This window comes from Aeromonas sobria, assembly GCF_000820145.1.
Lineage (GTDB): Bacteria > Pseudomonadota > Gammaproteobacteria > Enterobacterales > Aeromonadaceae > Aeromonas > Aeromonas sobria.
This window is the reverse complement of record NZ_CDBW01000017.1, coordinates 248183-264523: the sequence shown is the minus strand read 5'-3', so window position 1 is coordinate 264523 and position 16341 is coordinate 248183. Positions and strand designations below refer to the sequence as shown.

Annotated in this window: 13 protein-coding genes; 9 read left to right on the top strand and 4 right to left on the bottom strand. The window is 56.6% G+C overall.

Annotated features, from left to right (window positions below; genetic code table 11):
* Positions 1-233 precede the first annotated feature (233 nt).
* Positions 234-1115: an RNase RNM gene (gene rnm, locus BN1135_RS09810; protein ID WP_042020661.1), complete on the bottom strand. Its 882-nt coding sequence runs from the start codon at positions 1113-1115 to the stop codon at positions 234-236.
* Between the two features lie 438 nt (positions 1116-1553).
* Between rnm and BN1135_RS09805 the strand changes: the two genes are divergently transcribed.
* The 8 genes from BN1135_RS09805 to BN1135_RS09770 all read left to right on the top strand — a co-directional run bounded on the left by BN1135_RS09805 (position 1554) and on the right by BN1135_RS09770 (position 11362).
* Positions 1554-3188: an anthranilate synthase component 1 gene (locus BN1135_RS09805; protein ID WP_042020660.1), complete on the top strand. Its 1635-nt coding sequence runs from the start codon at positions 1554-1556 to the stop codon at positions 3186-3188.
* The gene (locus tag BN1135_RS09800; RefSeq protein WP_005359135.1) at positions 3181-3780 is read left to right on the top strand and encodes an aminodeoxychorismate/anthranilate synthase component II; all 600 of its coding nucleotides are present in this window, start codon (positions 3181-3183) and stop codon (positions 3778-3780) included. The genes BN1135_RS09805 and BN1135_RS09800 overlap by 8 nt, the downstream gene beginning before the upstream one ends.
* Before the next feature lie 15 nt (positions 3781-3795).
* Positions 3796-4824, top strand: coding sequence for an anthranilate phosphoribosyltransferase (trpD, locus tag BN1135_RS09795; protein WP_042020659.1), 1029 nt, complete (start codon positions 3796-3798; stop codon positions 4822-4824).
* On the top strand, positions 4824-6332 hold the full coding sequence (gene trpCF, locus BN1135_RS09790; RefSeq protein WP_042020657.1) for a bifunctional indole-3-glycerol-phosphate synthase TrpC/phosphoribosylanthranilate isomerase TrpF: 1509 nt from the start codon (positions 4824-4826) through the stop codon (positions 6330-6332). Before trpD ends, trpCF begins: the two co-directional genes overlap by 1 nt.
* 67 nt (positions 6333-6399) lie before the next feature.
* A complete protein-coding gene (gene trpB / locus BN1135_RS09785; protein WP_042020656.1) occupies positions 6400-7608 on the top strand; it encodes a tryptophan synthase subunit beta in 1209 nt (402 codons plus the stop codon).
* Positions 7605-8411, top strand: a complete 807-nt coding sequence (gene trpA, locus BN1135_RS09780) for a tryptophan synthase subunit alpha (protein ID WP_042020655.1) — start codon at positions 7605-7607, stop codon at positions 8409-8411. Before trpB ends, trpA begins: the two co-directional genes overlap by 4 nt.
* Before the next feature lie 1439 nt (positions 8412-9850).
* Positions 9851-10456, top strand: a complete 606-nt coding sequence (locus BN1135_RS21535) for a DUF4145 domain-containing protein (protein ID WP_082186766.1) — start codon at positions 9851-9853, stop codon at positions 10454-10456.
* Positions 10457-10633: 177 nt separating this feature from the next.
* Positions 10634-11362, top strand: a complete 729-nt coding sequence (locus tag BN1135_RS09770) for a hypothetical protein (protein WP_042020653.1) — start codon at positions 10634-10636, stop codon at positions 11360-11362.
* 675 nt (positions 11363-12037) lie between these two features.
* Here the strand turns inward: BN1135_RS09770 and BN1135_RS09765 are convergent.
* From BN1135_RS09765 to BN1135_RS09755, 3 genes are all read right to left on the bottom strand, one after another.
* Complete coding sequence (locus BN1135_RS09765) at positions 12038-12601, bottom strand: metal-dependent hydrolase (protein ID WP_042020651.1); 564 nt, start codon at positions 12599-12601, stop codon at positions 12038-12040.
* A 188-nt stretch (positions 12602-12789) separates the two neighbouring features.
* Positions 12790-14001 carry a NupC/NupG family nucleoside CNT transporter gene (locus tag BN1135_RS09760; protein WP_042020650.1) on the bottom strand — a complete coding sequence of 404 codons (1212 nt, stop codon included), beginning with the start codon at positions 13999-14001 and terminating at the stop codon, positions 12790-12792.
* A 466-nt stretch (positions 14002-14467) separates the two neighbouring features.
* Positions 14468-15208 carry a phosphatase gene (locus tag BN1135_RS09755; RefSeq protein ID WP_042020648.1) on the bottom strand — a complete coding sequence of 247 codons (741 nt, stop codon included), beginning with the start codon at positions 15206-15208 and terminating at the stop codon, positions 14468-14470.
* Between the two features lie 467 nt (positions 15209-15675).
* Here BN1135_RS09755 and BN1135_RS09750 point away from each other — a divergent pair, with 467 nt between their 5' ends.
* Positions 15676-16329 carry a TetR family transcriptional repressor PsrA gene (locus BN1135_RS09750; protein ID WP_042020647.1) on the top strand — a complete coding sequence of 218 codons (654 nt, stop codon included), beginning with the start codon at positions 15676-15678 and terminating at the stop codon, positions 16327-16329.
* Positions 16330-16341 lie beyond the last annotated feature (12 nt).

Here is a 16341-nt window from a genome sequence, read left to right as displayed (position 1 = left end):
GTTCTCGCAATGGGGGCAGCAATACCTGCCCGCTCGTATGGCCACGGGTTCCAGACCCATGACACTACCTTAACCTGTTTGTGGCCACTTCACCTGCTTGCGGCCACTTCGCTAGCATCGTTAGCGGCTCGCCAGCAGCTCTGCGTGTTGCTCGGTGGTGAGTCCAAAGTGGCCGGGATAGGCCAGCCACACTATGGCCATTCCCTCTTGCCTTCCCTATTGCGCTGGTGCCGTTACCGGCTCGCCAGCAGCTCTGTGTGTTGCTCGGTGGTGAGCCCAAAGTGATCGGGATAGGCCAACCAGACCGGCATGCCCTCTTTGGGCAACCAGAGGTGGCGGCCCAGCTCGGTCCAGTTGGAAGGGAAGTGAAAATCCGATCCCACCGAAATGCACAGGTCGTGATCCTTGGCCCACTGACCGAGGTTGGCCCGCTCCTGCGGGCTCTGCTGGGGCAATGACACCTCCATGGCATCACCACCGGCTGCCTTGAAAGCCACCAGTAACCGCTTAATCCACTTGGCGGTGAGACCATAGCGGCTGGGGTGAGCCAGTACCGCCAGCCCGCCAGCGGCGTGAATGGCGCTGATCGCCTCGCTCATCTCTGGCCATTCGGCCGGAACATAGCCTTTATTGCCCCGGCTCAGGTACTTCTTGAATACCTTCTGCATGTTGTCGGCCACCCCGCGCGCCACCAGCACCCGGGCAAAGTGAGCACGGGTCACGGCGGCGTCACCGGCCAGCGCTTTGGCCTCTTCATAGGTGCCGGGGATCAGGCACTTTTCCAGACGACGCCCTATTTCCAGTGCCCGCGCCTCGCGACGGGCCCGTTGGCCAGCTAAAAATGCCACCAGCAGCGGATTTTTTTCATCCACCCCCAGCGCCACGATATGGATCTCGTGGTGCTCCCAGCCGGTGGAGATCTCGACCCCGCTCACCAGTCGCAGCGGCAGTTGCTCACTCTCGATAGTGCGGCGCACTTCATCAAGGCCATCAAGGGTGTCGTGGTCAGTAACCGCTAACACCTCGACCTGTTTTTCAGCGGCGCGGCGCACCAGGTCGGCCGGGCTCAGCACCCCGTCGGAGGCAGTGGTATGGCAGTGCAGATCGAATCTCATCAGGTAATTCCGCTCTCGTGGTCAGGTCACCATTCATGGCAAATCGGTGAAAGAAGGCTAAAAAGCGACTTGACTTGGCCGCGGCTTTATCGTTTTCTGTAGGCACTTCATTGCAAACATCTTTTTACAGGATTTTATCATGCAAACGACAATCACCCTGAAAGCAAGCTGGTGGTGGCACACTCCCTGACATGCGGGCGTGTGGTCGTTGCTGTATCTGTAATCTGACAGCAAATTAAGAACCCAAATAAAAAGCCCGCTGACCCCAGCGGGCTTTTTTATTATCCGGCAAATGGACCTGTGATGAAACCGAGAATTCAGACAAGAACACTGACCTGGCGATGGCGCCCCTGATGAAACCGCCTAAACCAATTTAATTTTCAAGGAATTCAATGTCATGAACATCGGTAAAACGCATCACACGCAAGGGAACGCACTATGACAGCCACACATCGCCTTCCTCTGGGTGAATTCGATACCCTCAAACTCAACGCCCCTTATGTGGCTGACCCGCTGGCGCTCTATACCCGCCTTTGTCAGGGCCGCCCCAACAATCTGCTGCTGGAATCAGTCGAGATAGACTCCAAAGCGGGCAAGCAGAGCCTGCTGCTGGTAGATGCCTGCCTGCGCATCGAGTGCCATGGCCGTACCGTGCGGGTGCGCACCCTGAACGACAACGGCGCCCAGTTGCAGAGCCTGCTGGCCGAGCGGCTGCCTGCGGTGGTGGCACGCTCGCTGGTGGATGGCGAATTGCAGCTCGACTTCCCGGCCTCCGATCGGGAGCAAGATGAAGATTCTCGCCTCAAGGGGAGCAGCGTGCTGGACGTGCTGCGCACCCTGCAACAGGAGCTGCAGTGCCAGCTGGGTAAAGAAGCTCTGTTTATGGCGGGCAGCTTCGCCTACGACCTGATCGCTTCCTTCGAGGATCTGCCAGAGGTGCCGGAGGGGAGCAACAACTGCCCCGACTACTGCTTCTATGTGGCCGAGACCCTGATCACCATCGACCATATCGAGCGCTCTACCCAACTGCTCGCCTGCATCTTCGGCGGCGATAGCGATGAGAGCCAGATAGACGACAGATACACCCGCCTGAGCGAGCGGCTCACCGACTTCAAACAACTTTGCCAGCAACCCCTCTGCGCCGAGCTGGCCACTGCGGCCCTTACCGGCGGTATGAGCGTGGACAAGAGCGACAAGCAGTTCTGCGCCGAGGTGGAGAAGCTCAAGGGCTTTATCCGCCGTGGCGATATCTTCCAGGTGGTGCCGTCCCGCTGCTTCTCCCTGCCCTGCCCGAGTCCGCTGGCCGCCTATCGCCGCCTCAAGCAGACCAACCCCAGCCCCTACATGTTCTATGTGCAGGATGAAAACTTCACCCTGTTTGGCGCTTCACCGGAGAGCGCGGTGAAATTCTGCGCCGCCAGCCGCGAGGTGGAGATGTACCCCATCGCCGGTACCCGCCGCCGGGGCTTGAACCCGGATGGCAGCATCAACCGGGATCTGGATGGCCGCATCGAGCTGGAGCTGCGTCAGGATGAAAAAGAGGTCGCCGAACACCTGATGCTGGTTGATCTGGGCCGCAACGACATCGCCCGCATCTCGGAGCCCGGCACCCGCTACGTCAAGGAGCTGCTGAAAGTGGATCGCTACAGCCACGTGATGCATCTGGTCTCCAAGGTGGTGGGCACATTGCGCTCGGATCTGGACGCCCTGCACGCCTATCAGGCCTGCATGAACATGGGCACCCTCACCGGCGCCCCCAAGATCCGCGCCAGTGAGCTTATTCGCATGGTGGAAGGCAAACGCCGCGGCAGCTACGGCGGCGCCGTTGGCTACATCAACGGCGCAGGCGAGATGGATACCTGCATCGTGATCCGCTCGGCGTTTGTCAAAGAGGGCGTGGCCCATGTGCAGGCCGGTGCCGGGGTGGTCTATGACTCCAAACCCCAGGCCGAAGCGGACGAGACCCGCGCCAAGGCGGCCGCCGTATTGGCCGCCATCGCCGCCAGCCATGGCACCTCCCTGCAAGCCTTGAGCGCCCAGCAGGAGCAACATAAGGACGTGAGCCATGACTAATATCTTCCTGCTCGATAACTTCGATTCATTTACCTACAACCTGGTCGACCAGTTCCGCTCCCTCGGTTATCCGGTACGGATCTACCGCAACAGCCTGCCGGCCAGTCGCATCATGAGCGAGATCGCCGCCTGCGAAGGGGATGCGGTGCTGGTGCTCTCGCCGGGGCCGGGCGCGCCCCATGAAGCGGGTTGCCTCATTGACCTCATCAAGCTGGCCCGCGGTCAGGTGCCGATCCTCGGTATCTGCCTCGGACATCAGGCCCTGTGCGAAGCCTATGGCGGCACCGTCGGTGCGGCGGGTGAAATCGTCCACGGCAAGCGCTCCCTGATTGAGCACAACGGCCACGGCGCCTTTGCCGGTCTGCCGAGCCCGCTGCCGGTGGCCCGCTACCACTCGCTGGTCGCCACCTATGTGCCAGAAGAGCTGACGGTGATTGCCCACTATCAGGGCATGCCCATGGCCATAGAGCAGCAGGATGAGCGGGTGCTGGGTTTCCAGTTCCACCCGGAATCCATCATGACCTCGGAAGGGGCCCGCCTGCTGACCCAGGCGCTCGCCCATATCACCCGCCCAGAAAGCAGCGTGCGTTAAGGTAAGGAGACCAACATGCATCAACATCTCAACACCCTCTATCAGGGTCAGTCTCTGAGCCGTGAAAGTACCCGCGACGCCTTCGGCCAGGTGGTACGTGGCGAAGTGGATCCCATCGTTCTCGCAAGCCTGCTGACCGCCCTCAAGATCAAGGGGGAGACCCCGGAGGAGATCGCCGGTGCCGCCGAAGCGCTGCTGGCGGAAGCGCGCGACTTCCCGCGTCCGGACTACGAGTTCTGCGACATCGTCGGCACCGGTGGCGATGGTCTCAACACCATCAACGTCTCCACCACCTCGGCGCTGGTCGCCGCCGCCTGTGGCCTGAAAGTGGCAAAGCACGGCAACCGTTCGGTCTCGAGCAAATCGGGTTCGAGCGATCTGCTCGACAAGATGGGGATCAAGCTCGACATGAGCCCGGTGCAGGCGCGCCACTGTCTGGACGAGCTTGGCATCTGCTTCCTGTTCGCCCCCCAGTACCACGCAGGAGTGCGCCACGCCATGCCGGTACGTCAGGCCCTCAAGACCCGCACCCTGTTCAACGTGCTGGGGCCGCTCATCAACCCCGCCCGCCCCACCTATCAGCTGATGGGGGTCTATGCCCCCGAGCTGGTGCGCCCCATCGCCGAAACCCTGCTGGCACTGGGATTGAAAACAGGTATGGTGGTTCACGGCGCCGGGCTCGATGAGATTGCCATCCACGGCCCGACCCAGGTGGCCCAGATCCGTGACGGCGAGATCCGCGAATTCATGATCACCCCGGCTGACTTTGGCCTCGATACCTATCCGGTCAGCGCCATTCAGGGGGGAGAACCGGAAGAGAACCGCGCCATCACCGCCGCCATTCTGGCAGGGCAAGGCACCCCGGCCCACAACGCAGCCATCGCCGCCAACGTGGCGCCGCTGCTGCTGATGGCGGGCAAGGCGAAAGATCTCAAGAGCGCGGCGGCCGAAGTGCTGGCGGTGCTGGCGAGCGGTAAAGCGGCAGAGATCGCCGCCCGGCTGGCCACTTTGAGCCATCAGGAAGCGGGCCATCAGGAGGCATGATGTCAGCCACCACGTTGCACAACAGTCATTCAGAACGCCCGCAGGGCAAGAGCCAGCTTCGCAAGGATAACGAGATGTCAGACCTTATTGCCCCCCATGCTTTTCTGAACATGGGCTCCATCAGCCAGACCATCCTCGGCAAAATCGTGGCGGCCAAGCAGGCGTGGGTTGCCGCCCGCAAGCTGGCCCAGCCGCTGGAGAGCTTCCAGAGCGCGCTGACCCCCAGCGATCGGGATTTCGTCGGCGCCCTCAAGGCCGGTTCCACCCGCTTTATTCTGGAGTGCAAGAAGGCCTCCCCCTCCAAGGGGCTGATCCGCGATGATTTCAGCCCGGAGGCCATCGCCGACATCTATGGCAAATACGCCACCGCCATCTCGGTGCTGACCGACGAGAAATTCTTTCAGGGGAATTTCGCCTTTTTGCCGCGGGTACGCAGCCGCGTCAGCCAGCCGGTGCTCTGCAAGGATTTCATGATTGACCCCTATCAGGTCTATCTGGCCCGCCATTATCAGGCGGACGCCATCCTCTTGATGCTCTCGGTGCTCACCGACGAAGGCTATCGCGCCCTGTTTGCGGTGGCCAAAGAACTGGGCCTTGGCGTGCTCACCGAGGTGAGCAATGAAGAGGAGCTGACCCGCGCCATCGCGCTGGGCGCGCCGGTGATAGGCATCAACAACCGGGATCTGCGGGACTTGAGCGTGGATCTGAACCGCACCAAACAGCTGGCCAAAGACATTCCCTCCGACCGGGTCGTGATCAGCGAGTCTGGGATCAACCACCGCGCTCAGGTGGCGGACCTGCGCCACCACGCCAAGGGCTTTCTGGTGGGCTCCTCCCTGATGGCCGAGCCGGATCTGGAAGCGGCAGTGCGCAAACTGGTACTGGGTCAGAACAAGGTGTGTGGCCTGACCCGCGCCGACGATGCCGCCGCAGCCCATCAGGCGGGGGCGGTGTTCGGCGGCCTGATCTTTGTGGCGAAGAGCCCGCGCTATGTGGACATTCCCACCGCCCGTACCGTGATGGCAGGTGCGCCGCTCTCCTATGTGGGGGTGTTTCGCAACGCCCAGCAAGAGACCATCGCCAAAACGGTGGAGGCGCTGGGACTAGCCGCGGTGCAACTGCATGGGGATGAGGATGCCGCCTATATCGAGGTGCTGCGTCCGCTGCTGCCTGCAAGTTGCCAGATCTGGAAAGCCATAGGCGTCTCTCTTGACAAAGAAAGCGGCGAGCCGCTGCCCGCCCTCGACTATCCGGCGGATCGGCTGCTGCTGGATACGAAAGTAGGCAGCCAGAGCGGCGGCACCGGTCAGGCGTTCGACTGGGCCCTGCTGGCCACGCTCGACAAGAGCAAATTGATGCTGGCGGGCGGCCTGAATCCCGACAACGCCCTGCAGGCCGCTCAAGTGGGTTGCCTCGGCCTTGATTTCAACTCCGGGGTAGAGAGTGCCCCAGGCCAGAAAGATGGCCACAAACTCGCCGCCGCCTTCGCCGCCCTACGCGCGCTGTAAGGCGGCCACTGGATCTCTGTATCGTTTTTGATGTTCCGTTTTTGACTCAAGGTATAAGGAAGAAACCATGACCCTGCTCAACCCGTTTTTTGGTGAATTTGGTGGCATGTACGTGCCCCAAATCCTGATCCCCGCCCTGCTTCAGCTGGAAAAAGCCTTCGTCGATGCCCAGGAAGACCCGGCCTTTATCGCCGAATTTCAGGAGCTGCTGACCGAATATGCCGGTCGCCCGACCCCGCTCACCCTGACTCGCAATTTGACCAAGGGCACCAAGACCCGCCTCTATCTCAAGCGTGAAGACCTGCTGCACGGCGGCGCCCACAAGACCAACCAGGTGCTGGGTCAGGCGCTGCTGGCCAAGCGGATGGGCAAAACAGAGATCATCGCCGAGACCGGCGCCGGTCAGCACGGCGTCGCCACGGCGCTGGCCTGCGCCCTGCTTGGCCTCAAGTGCCGGGTCTACATGGGTGCCAAGGATTGCGAGCGCCAGAAGCCCAACGTATTTCGCATGAAGCTGATGGGGGCCACCGTCATTCCGGTGCACTCCGGCTCCAGCACCCTGAAAGATGCCTGCAACGAGGCGCTGCGTGACTGGGCTGCCAACTACGACTCCGCCCACTACCTGCTTGGCACCGCCGCTGGTCCGCACCCCTTCCCCACTATCGTGCGGGAGTTCCAGAAGATGATCGGCGAAGAGGCCAAGGCCCAGTGCTTCAAGAAAGAGGAGCGGCTGCCCGATGCGGTGATCGCCTGCGTCGGCGGCGGTTCTAACGCCATCGGCATGTTTGCCGACTTTATCGACAACAAAGAGGTGCGTCTGATCGGGGTCGAGCCGGGTGGCCACGGCATCGAGAGTGGCGAGCACGGTGCGCCGCTGGGGCACGGCAGCAAGGGGGTCTTCTTTGGCATGCACTCCTACCTGATGCAGGACAAGCAGGGGCAAATTCAGGAGTCCTACTCCGTCTCGGCGGGGCTGGATTTCCCCTCCGTCGGCCCGCAGCACGCCCATCTGGCCTCCATCGGCCGCGCCGAGTATGTCTCCATCACCGACAAGGAGGCGCTGGACGCCTTCCAGGAGCTGGCCAAATCCGAAGGGATCATCCCGGCACTGGAGTCCTCCCACGCGCTGGCTCACGCCCTCAAGATGGCCCGCAGTGAACCGGAAAAAGAGCAGGTGCTGATCGTCAACCTCTCCGGCCGTGGCGACAAAGATATCTTCACCGTTGCCGATATCTTGGAAACAGAAAGCTTTGAGAAAGAAGGAACCTGCAAATGAACCGTTACACACAACTTTTCTCCCGTCTGGATGCGGTCAATCAGGGCGCCTTTGTGCCGTTCGTGATGCTGGGTGACCCCACCCCCGAATTGTCACTGGCCATCGTCGATGCGCTGGTCGAAGGGGGCGCCGATGCCCTCGAACTCGGCATTCCCTTCTCCGATCCGGTGGCGGATGGCCCCACCATTCAGGGCGCCGCCCTGCGCGCCTTCGAGAGCCACACCACCCCGGACGACTGCTTCGAGCTGCTCGGCCGCATCCGCGCCAAGTACCCGCAACTGCCCATTGGCCTGCTGGTTTACGCCAATCTGGTCTATGTGCGCCAGATCGACGGTTTTTATGAGAAGTGCCAGCAGGCGGGGGTGGATTCAGTGCTGGTCGCCGACGTGCCGGTGCAGATGTGCGCCCCCTACAAGGCAGCCGCCGACAAGTTCGGTATCGACAGCATCTTTATCGCCCCGCCCAATGGCGATGCCGAGACCCTGAAACAGGTGGCGGAGCTTGGCAGTGGTTACACCTATCTGGTGAGCCGCGCAGGTGTAACCGGTGCCGAGACCAAGGCTGGCATGCCGGTGGATGGCCTGATCAACACATTGCGCGAGTTTAACGCCCCCCCCGCCCTGCTCGGCTTTGGCATCAGCGAACCGGCTCAGGTGCGTGAAGCGATCGCCGCTGGCGCCGCCGGTGCCATCTCCGGCTCCGCCGTGGTGAAGATCATCGAGACCCACCACCAGAACCCGGCGCATATGCTCATTCGTCTGAAAGAGTTTGTGGAAGGGATGAAGGCGGCGACCCTGCGCTAAGCGTTCAGTCAAACGCCCACCCCCATGACAAGCAAGGGAGCCCAAGCGGGCTCCCTTTTGTTATCCACCATCCCTGGTTGGTGCCACCCTTGTAGGTCTGATTAGCGAAGCGTAATCAGACGTTCGCGGAATTGATGCTAATGCTATGGCGCGGCTTCGCCACGCAGGACACGAGAGCGCCACCCTCGACGGGGTTTCGCCCGCCCTTCGGGCCTGGGCGAGTGACTTTGGAAAGACCCGCTCTCTTTAACAAATAACACCAAAGGTCTTCTCCCCCGCGTTTTCGCCCGACTGACGTCGGGTACCTTTGGCTCATCCTCTTGTCCAACGGCACGCGCCGATGGGCCTTTGGCCTCCGCCATCCATGGCTCCGGCCAAAGCCCGCTTCGAACATCCGTGTTCTCGCGCCAAATCGGGTCGAGCTATGCTCGCCCTTCCCGATTTTGCCCATGGCCTTGCGCTGCTCGCTCGGCATCCTGCCTCGCGGCCTGGACAAGAGGGCTCGCCTCAGCAAAGTAAGAGGGGGATCAAAACCGTGCCCGCCTGAGGCTACCGTGCAACAGTGAACAAGCACCCTCTCCCTCCGGGAGAGGGTTGGGGTGAGGGGATGGTGCATTTCCAGCCAAGCAAGATGCTCACTCAGTCCACGCCTTAATGACTAATTTATTGATCCAACACAGATTCCCACCAAAACACGCTTCTCAACGCAGCACCCTCCCCCTTAAGATACCCGAATGACAATCAACCTCTCGGAAGAACGCCATGACAGCGATTGTTGCTATCTCGCAGGTTAAAAGCAGTGGTCTGGGAGCTGTAACTCAGGGGCGGTAGCGTGGCTGTTTGTAGGTTGACGCAGCGTGTAGCGAAGCCCAACAGGCGAGCATTATTGCACCGACCAGAGCGGGATAAATATGGACGTGGCAGATCCGCAAAACAGATTTACAGATATATTTCGTGGTAAACGTTGGGTTTCACTTCGTTCAGCACCAACCTACGATTTTTTAGTCCAATATACGAGATACCCACTTATCTAGTTGATTTGAAAAGTCATCACTTTCTCTATCACTGCTGGAAAGCTAAGCAAATGAATAAAATCTAGAAAACGCAGGAAATAAAATCTCATCGCATTAATATTTTAAATCTTTAGCACAGAAGCATTGAATTACTTGAGAGGCCTGTCTCAATTATAAATTTTCACGAGAAGCATCTAAATGCTAATCACCATTCTAGATGAAAATACATCAGGGGAGCACATTATTATGACTATTTATTTAAAAAAGGGGGCCACAGCCCCTCCCATTGGATCGGCTATTGCTGACATTATAAAATTCGGAAATTTTGAGCCGGAAAACAATTAACAAGTGTAACAATTCTGACGTTCGCAAGCTCGTACCTATTACGCGAGCATTAGGGCTACAAAAAACACATCGGAGTAAGTCATGAGCTTTCAAGGTCACAGATCAATAATTCGTAATGATGGTAGCACGAAGGAAGGCTGGGAAACTTATACTTGTGGGCACTGTGGAACTAAGGTTAGTGGTGCTGTGGTTGCTCGCTATGATTGGCAAGATCAAGCCACCAATCGTTACTCCAATAAATGGCTTTTGTGCACACATTGCACAATGCCATCTGCAAAAATTAATAATACAGTTTTTCCTGGGTCACAATTTGGCCCTAACATTCAGGGCTTACCTCCTGAAGTCGGTGAATCATATAGTGAAGCTCGTCGGTGCATGGAAGTAAATGCATATACTGCTGCAGAATTAATTTGCAGAAAAATATTAATGCATGTTGCCGCAGATAAAGGTGCAAAAGAGGGCGAGTCATTTGCTGCATATATGACTTATCTTGAAAATAATGGCTATGTAACACCACCAATGAAAGGCTGGGTTGATTTAATTAGGCAGCACGGAAATAAGTCAACCCACAAGCTTGATGCTCCAGAAAAAGAAAGGGCTCAAAGTACAGTAATGCTTACAGCTGAGTTATTGAGACTAGTATATGAAATGGAGTATATGGCAAATAAATTTACGCCCAAGCTCTAACAAAGCGCATCTCCCAGACTATTTTTCCGCAGAATGGAAATTGGGACCCCCACCTTTTTGACAGTGGCGTAGAACAAAAATCAGGACATCCATCTTTCTGAGCAAAGCGTTACATAGCAAGAATACAAAGATGGGTGTCCAAGTTTTTTTCAATGCTATCCCGCGACAAGGAACATCATGTCAGTAGTAATTAAAGAGAATGAAATCATATTTAATTGGTTTCAAGATGACTACGAGATTTCATTCGAAAAGTTAATTGAGTCATTTGAAGGTGAAATTGATCAAGATATACGCCTTTTTGATATACGACTACAAATGGCATTGAGTACAAATATAACTTTTAACCCTGGTTTTAGATACACCAATACGGATACTTCAAAAGATGTATCTAGGCTGACATTGAAGCTATCGAATGTATGGTTTAGTTACGAGTCGTTGTTGAAGGCATATGATAATTCGTCGTTATTAACCAATAGATCAAAAACAACTTCACTTTCCGAAGACATCTTAGATGAGCTTTTAGGAGAATATCATTTTGATATCATAACTAAGTCATTTCGGCAATATCACAGCGACAATATACATTGTAACTCAAAATTTCGTGAGGACTCTCAACGCTACATTGACTATTTGACCAGTGGTGCCACGTCAAACTCTCAAAAGCGCGCTTTACATAGAATATTCAATATATTCACCAATAACGAAGACATGGCAATAAACGATGTTCTGTCTTTAGTTTATGCAGTGAGAAATCAGTACGTACACTCTGGAGAATCACCCAAGTCTGGGGTCAAGTATTTTTCGACCAAAATCGAAGTGCTCAAGAATGCGCATGATTTTCTCGTCTTGATATGTCTCCGTTTAGCAACACTACTAATTGATAAAAGGCTTGCCTCAGTGGAGTAGTAAGCTTGCACCTAACAAGTGCATGTTGTCGCGCTATGCTCCAAACCAGCCGCAAATGCGGGCGTTATGTAACCATTCGTAGTTTTGAGTTTTGGGACACCCACTTTTCTAAGCAAAGCGTAGCATAGCCAACATTCCAAAAGATGGGTGTCCCTGCTCCCCTCTCACTGGGACGGGCTAAATCCCCCCCCCCTTAACTTATCGTTAGTACACATAAACAATTATATTTAATCAGCACGAGTTGTAACATGTTGCTGACTTATAAATTGATAAGGGAATAATCAAATGTCTTACCGTAATAAAAAATATATTTAAACCGGTTGTAGATGAAGTGATTGCTAAAAAACTAGAATCTAAATAATAGAAAGCAAAATCTACTATAGAAACAGCAATAAAAGATGCTGTGAAAGTATTGGAGGCAATATTAGCCGAGCTCGGCGAAAAACAAATGCTTATCGGTCTTAGAAAGGCAGAATTTTAATAGCGTACCATACAAACATATCGCGAAGTCACTTTATGAACAATCATTAAATTGACGAAAAAAAAAATACGAAGATCACTGCTCACCGAAAGGTAAGTGTGATAACAAAACAAAAAATCAGCCCCCCATCTTTCTGAGCAAAATTTTGAATAGCCAGAATATAAGGGATGGGGGTCTAAGTTTTTATCTTTGGCTCAGCCACTATATATCCAACATCCCTTTCCAATCCCACCACTACCGCCCCTGCGCCACCCCATCAAGATCAGCATCAACACAACCCCCGGTAACCAGACCCAGTAGAGCTCGGAGAGGATCACCGCCTCCCCTCGGGCGGTGAGGTAGGCCTCCAACTTGAAAGGGGCGACCCGGATCACCTGCCAGGGGGCGAAGAAACGCTCGTCACGCCACGGCCAGAGCCAGCCAACCCCCTTGCCGCCAGTGGTGAGGGAATCGAGCAGGCTGTGGGAGAGCAGAGAGACCAGCAGAAACGACCAGACGGTGGCGGCGCTGGCCCGAAATTGGCGGTGAAACAGCATGGCCAGCGTGGGCAGGGCAAAGGCGAATAGCAAGGAGTGGGTAAAGCCGCGGTGGCCAAAGACGTGGCCGTAAGCGACCCCCAGCTTGAAAGCGAGCACATCGGCATCGGGCAGCATCGCAATGGCAACCCCCGCCAGCAGCAGGCGGGGCGGGATAATCCGGCTGCCAAGCCCCAGTCCAAGGCAGAGAGGGATGGCGGCGTGGGTGACTATGGTGGGCATAGGGTGAAGCTCCAACTGAAAACTGGTGCTTACCCTACCTCCACTCGGTGAAGTGAACGTGAAGTGCTCTGCCGAATCGATAGCGCCCTCTCATCGTTATCAATGAGCCATAAAAAGACCCCCTCTGCCCAACGGCAAGAGGGGGTCTTTTGTTTTTGCCGCTGACTAACCGGCTATCGGGTCAACCATCAGGCCAGTGAGACAAAAATCCCGGCCAGGGTGGCGCTCATCAGGTTGGCCAGGGTGGCGGCCAGCACCGCCTTTAACCCCATATTGGCCACATCGTGGCGGCGCTCCGGTGCCATGGTGCCGATAGAACCAATTTGCACCGCAATAGAGCCCAGATTGGTGAAGCCGCAGAGGGCAAAGGTGATGATGATCTGGGTATGGGCACTCAAGCCATCCTTGATCTGGACAAAGTCCAGATAGGCGACGAACTCGTTCATGATCACCTTCTGACCAATCAGCGAACCTGCCGCCATCATCTCGCTGGCAGGCACACCAATCAGCCAGGCCACCGGGGCAAACAGATAACCCAGCAGCTGTTGCAAGGAGAGATCAGCCCAGCCGAACCAATCACCCACGGTGGTGAGACCGGCGTTGATCATGGTGATCACGCTGACAAAGGCCAGCAGGATAGTACCGATAGCCACGGCGATCTTCATGCCGTTCATGGCTCCACCCGCCAGCGCATCGATGGCGTTGCTGTAATCGCTCTTGTCCAACGGGATCTCCTCTTGATCGCACACTTGCTGCTGCTCGGGCACCAGCAGTTTTGCCATCAAGAGACCACCCGGCGCCGCCATAAAGGAGGCAGCAATCAGGTATTTGAGATCTACGCCCAGTGCGGCGTAACCGCCCAGCACCGAGCCAGCCACCGATGCCATGCCGCAGGTCATCACCGCAAACAGTTCGGAGCGGGTCATGCTGGCGAGGAAGGGGCGAATAAGCAGCGGGGACTCCCCCTGCGAGAGGACGATATTGCCGGTGGCCACCAGGGATTCCGCACGGCTGGTGCCGAGCAGGCGGTGAATACCGCCCCCCAATACGCGGATCACCCACTGCATGATGCCGAAGTGATAGAGCACGGCGATCAGGGAGCTGATAAAGATCACCAACGGCAGCACCCGCACCGCGAAGATAAAGCCGTTGCTGGCCAGATCGCCAAACACGAAGCTTATCCCGCTATCGGCAAAGCCGAGCAGGGCGGAGACGCCATTGCTCATGGCACCAAGAATGGCTTGTCCGGGGGGGAAATAGAGTACCAGTGCGGCAAAGCCGGTCTGCAGGGCGAGCGCACCCAATACCGTGCGCCAGCGGATAGCACGGCGGTTTTCACTGGCCAGCCAGGCAATAAACATCAGGGCCAGTATACCGACCAGACTCAATAACAGTGTCATCTTGCACCTATGAAGAGAGGAGTTTCATATGGCAAGTCTGCAGACAGGTATCGCGGAAGATCGGACGGGAGAGGTGCCGACCCACGCGACACGCAGACCACAAACCTACAGGTTAGTGGCGGGTCCCATCCTGGGGTCATTCACGTTCCGGGTGACAGCATGTATCGGTTGACGCCAGCGCCGTCGCAGGGGGAGATGCGGCCGGGTGGCAGGTCGGGCGGCGATGGTACAGTGATCTCCATCACATAAAAAGCGGAAAACGCCGGGATAGCGAAATTTTTAAAACCAGAAAAAACCTGACTTACCGAGAGCGAGGCTTGCCTCAGCCCTTTCCTGCCAAGGGCTAGGATGAACAAGGCATTCCTCATTGTCCTCCCAGCCATCTCATCCCAGCTATTTGCGGATGACGCCAGTCACTGCTGCACCAATCCTGTTTTATCTATTGGCTCAATGTGTTAGCGAATATCTACAGGTCTGCAAACTCGGGGATATGGGCACGGCCACGGCTTTCGAGAAATTCAAGCAGGGCGCGGGGGGAGCGCACCAGGATCCGATCCAGCGGAAAGCCCGCCTCGGTCACCAGACGGTGACAGTGGTCAAAATCGCCGAGGCTGAAGGCGACGTGGGAGTCGGAGCCAAAGGTGAGATAGGCACCCAGATCCCGCGCAGCTTCCACGATGGCGCGGCAGTTGCCTTCGCTACCCGGGCGCGAATGAATGAAGGAGGAGTTGTTGATCTCCAGCGCCACCCGATAGTCGGCCGCCGCCTTGACCACCGCCTGAATGTCGATAGGAAATGAGGGGTTGCCCGGGTGGCTGATCATATCGACCCGGCCACTCTTGATGGCGTTGATCATCGCCTGGGTATGGGCTGCCTGATCGCAGGGAGGGAATACCTGTTCATGAAAGCCCGCCATGATCATGTCGAGGCGCGACTCGTACCGCTCGGGAAAGTCGATCTCCCCCTCCAGGTTTTTGATGTTGGCCTCGATACCCCGCAGGATCCCGACGCCATCCACCACTCTTGGCAGTATTGGCAAATTGGCAAAGTGCCAGACATGAGGGGCATCTGCCATCTCGGGGCCGTGATCCGTGGTGGCAAACAGCTTGATCCCCTTGGCTTTGGCTATCGGCAGATAGTCGTGGATGGTGCTGTAGGCGTGGGTGCTGGCAATGGTGTGAGTGTGGGTATCGACCGGGTACTTCATCTTATCTCCCCTCGGATATTGGAGGGTCAGCATAACAAAGTGAGGGGGATTGAGCCACGCCAGTGCTTGCCACACTTTGTCACAAAATACCGCGAAGCTGACATAGTCTGAGGGGCCCTGGCTGGCATACTGCCCCCGTCGATACAGCCTGAACTCGCATCGATAGTTTGCCGTCAGGATGACGCGAACTCACTTTCCCCACCGTCGCGCCCTGCGGCGGTTTTTTTTGCCTGTAAATCGCAAACCAGTAACAAACGCGCAAAAAAAGGCCCAACTAGCATGGTGCAGGTTGGGCGAGACTTAATGTTTAATTGCAGTGGCATAGATATAGAGTCCGGCTTTTTGACTAAGTTCCGCCTACTTTGCTTTTTTCATCGAAAAACATTCCGCTAACACTCATTCACATTCTCTTGACACTTCACGTTATGAAACGTACTTTTTAAACATTCGTTTAAGTGAGGTGTCCAGTGAGTAAAATCGATACCAAAAACCGTATTCTCGATGCCGCTGAAGTGCTGTTTGCCGAGCGGGGATTCGCCGATACCTCTTTGCGTCTGATCACCAGTGAGGCCGACGTCAATCTGGCGTCGGTGAACTATCACTTCGGCTCTAAAAAGGAGCTGATCCAGGCGGTGCTCGACCGCTATCTGAGCCTGTTCATGCCGGATCTCGATGCACGCCTGCGGGTGCTGATGGAGCAGGAGCAGCTGACCTTACTGCAACTGTTTGAAAGCTTTGTCGAACCACTGATGAAACTCTCTGCGGTGCGGGCCAACGGCCCGGCCATCTTCATGCAACTGCTGGGACGCGGATACATCGATAGCCAGGGCCACCTGCGCCGCTTTATCACCGCCCACTACGGCCCCATTCTGATGCGGATCACCCAAGCGATCTCCAAGGCCAATCCGGCCCTGTCGCCAGCGGATCTCTTCTGGCGCCTGCACTTCACCTTGGGCACTGTCGTATTCACCATGGCCTCCGCCGATGCGCTACGCGACATCGCCCTGGCCGACTTTGGCCAGCAGCTCGATGTGGAAGGGCTGGTGCGCAACGTTATTCCTTATCTGGCGTCCGGAGTCGGGGCGCCCGTGGAGTCGACCAGGCTCTCCCTGGCTGTGTAACAACCAACAACA

What these genes read in the sequence shown, in the direction of transcription:
- rnm (WP_042020661.1), bottom strand. Translation starts at nt 1,115, where the DNA reads ATGAGATTCGATCTGCACTGCCATACCACTGCCTCCGACGGGGTGCTG.
- trpCF (WP_042020657.1), top strand. Translation starts at nt 4,824, where the DNA reads ATGTCAGCCACCACGTTGCACAACAGTCATTCAGAACGCCCGCAGGGC.
- BN1135_RS09765 (WP_042020651.1), bottom strand. Translation starts at nt 12,601, where the DNA reads ATGCCCACCATAGTCACCCACGCCGCCATCCCTCTCTGCCTTGGACTG.
- BN1135_RS09805 (WP_042020660.1), top strand. Translation starts at nt 1,554, where the DNA reads ATGACAGCCACACATCGCCTTCCTCTGGGTGAATTCGATACCCTCAAA.
- BN1135_RS09760 (WP_042020650.1), bottom strand. Translation starts at nt 14,001, where the DNA reads ATGACACTGTTATTGAGTCTGGTCGGTATACTGGCCCTGATGTTTATT.
- BN1135_RS09800 (WP_005359135.1), top strand. Translation starts at nt 3,181, where the DNA reads ATGACTAATATCTTCCTGCTCGATAACTTCGATTCATTTACCTACAAC.
- trpA (WP_042020655.1), top strand. Translation starts at nt 7,605, where the DNA reads ATGAACCGTTACACACAACTTTTCTCCCGTCTGGATGCGGTCAATCAG.
- BN1135_RS09755 (WP_042020648.1), bottom strand. Translation starts at nt 15,208, where the DNA reads ATGAAGTACCCGGTCGATACCCACACTCACACCATTGCCAGCACCCAC.
- trpB (WP_042020656.1), top strand. Translation starts at nt 6,400, where the DNA reads ATGACCCTGCTCAACCCGTTTTTTGGTGAATTTGGTGGCATGTACGTG.
- BN1135_RS21535 (WP_082186766.1), top strand. Translation starts at nt 9,851, where the DNA reads ATGAGCTTTCAAGGTCACAGATCAATAATTCGTAATGATGGTAGCACG.
- BN1135_RS09770 (WP_042020653.1), top strand. Translation starts at nt 10,634, where the DNA reads ATGTCAGTAGTAATTAAAGAGAATGAAATCATATTTAATTGGTTTCAA.
- trpD (WP_042020659.1), top strand. Translation starts at nt 3,796, where the DNA reads ATGCATCAACATCTCAACACCCTCTATCAGGGTCAGTCTCTGAGCCGT.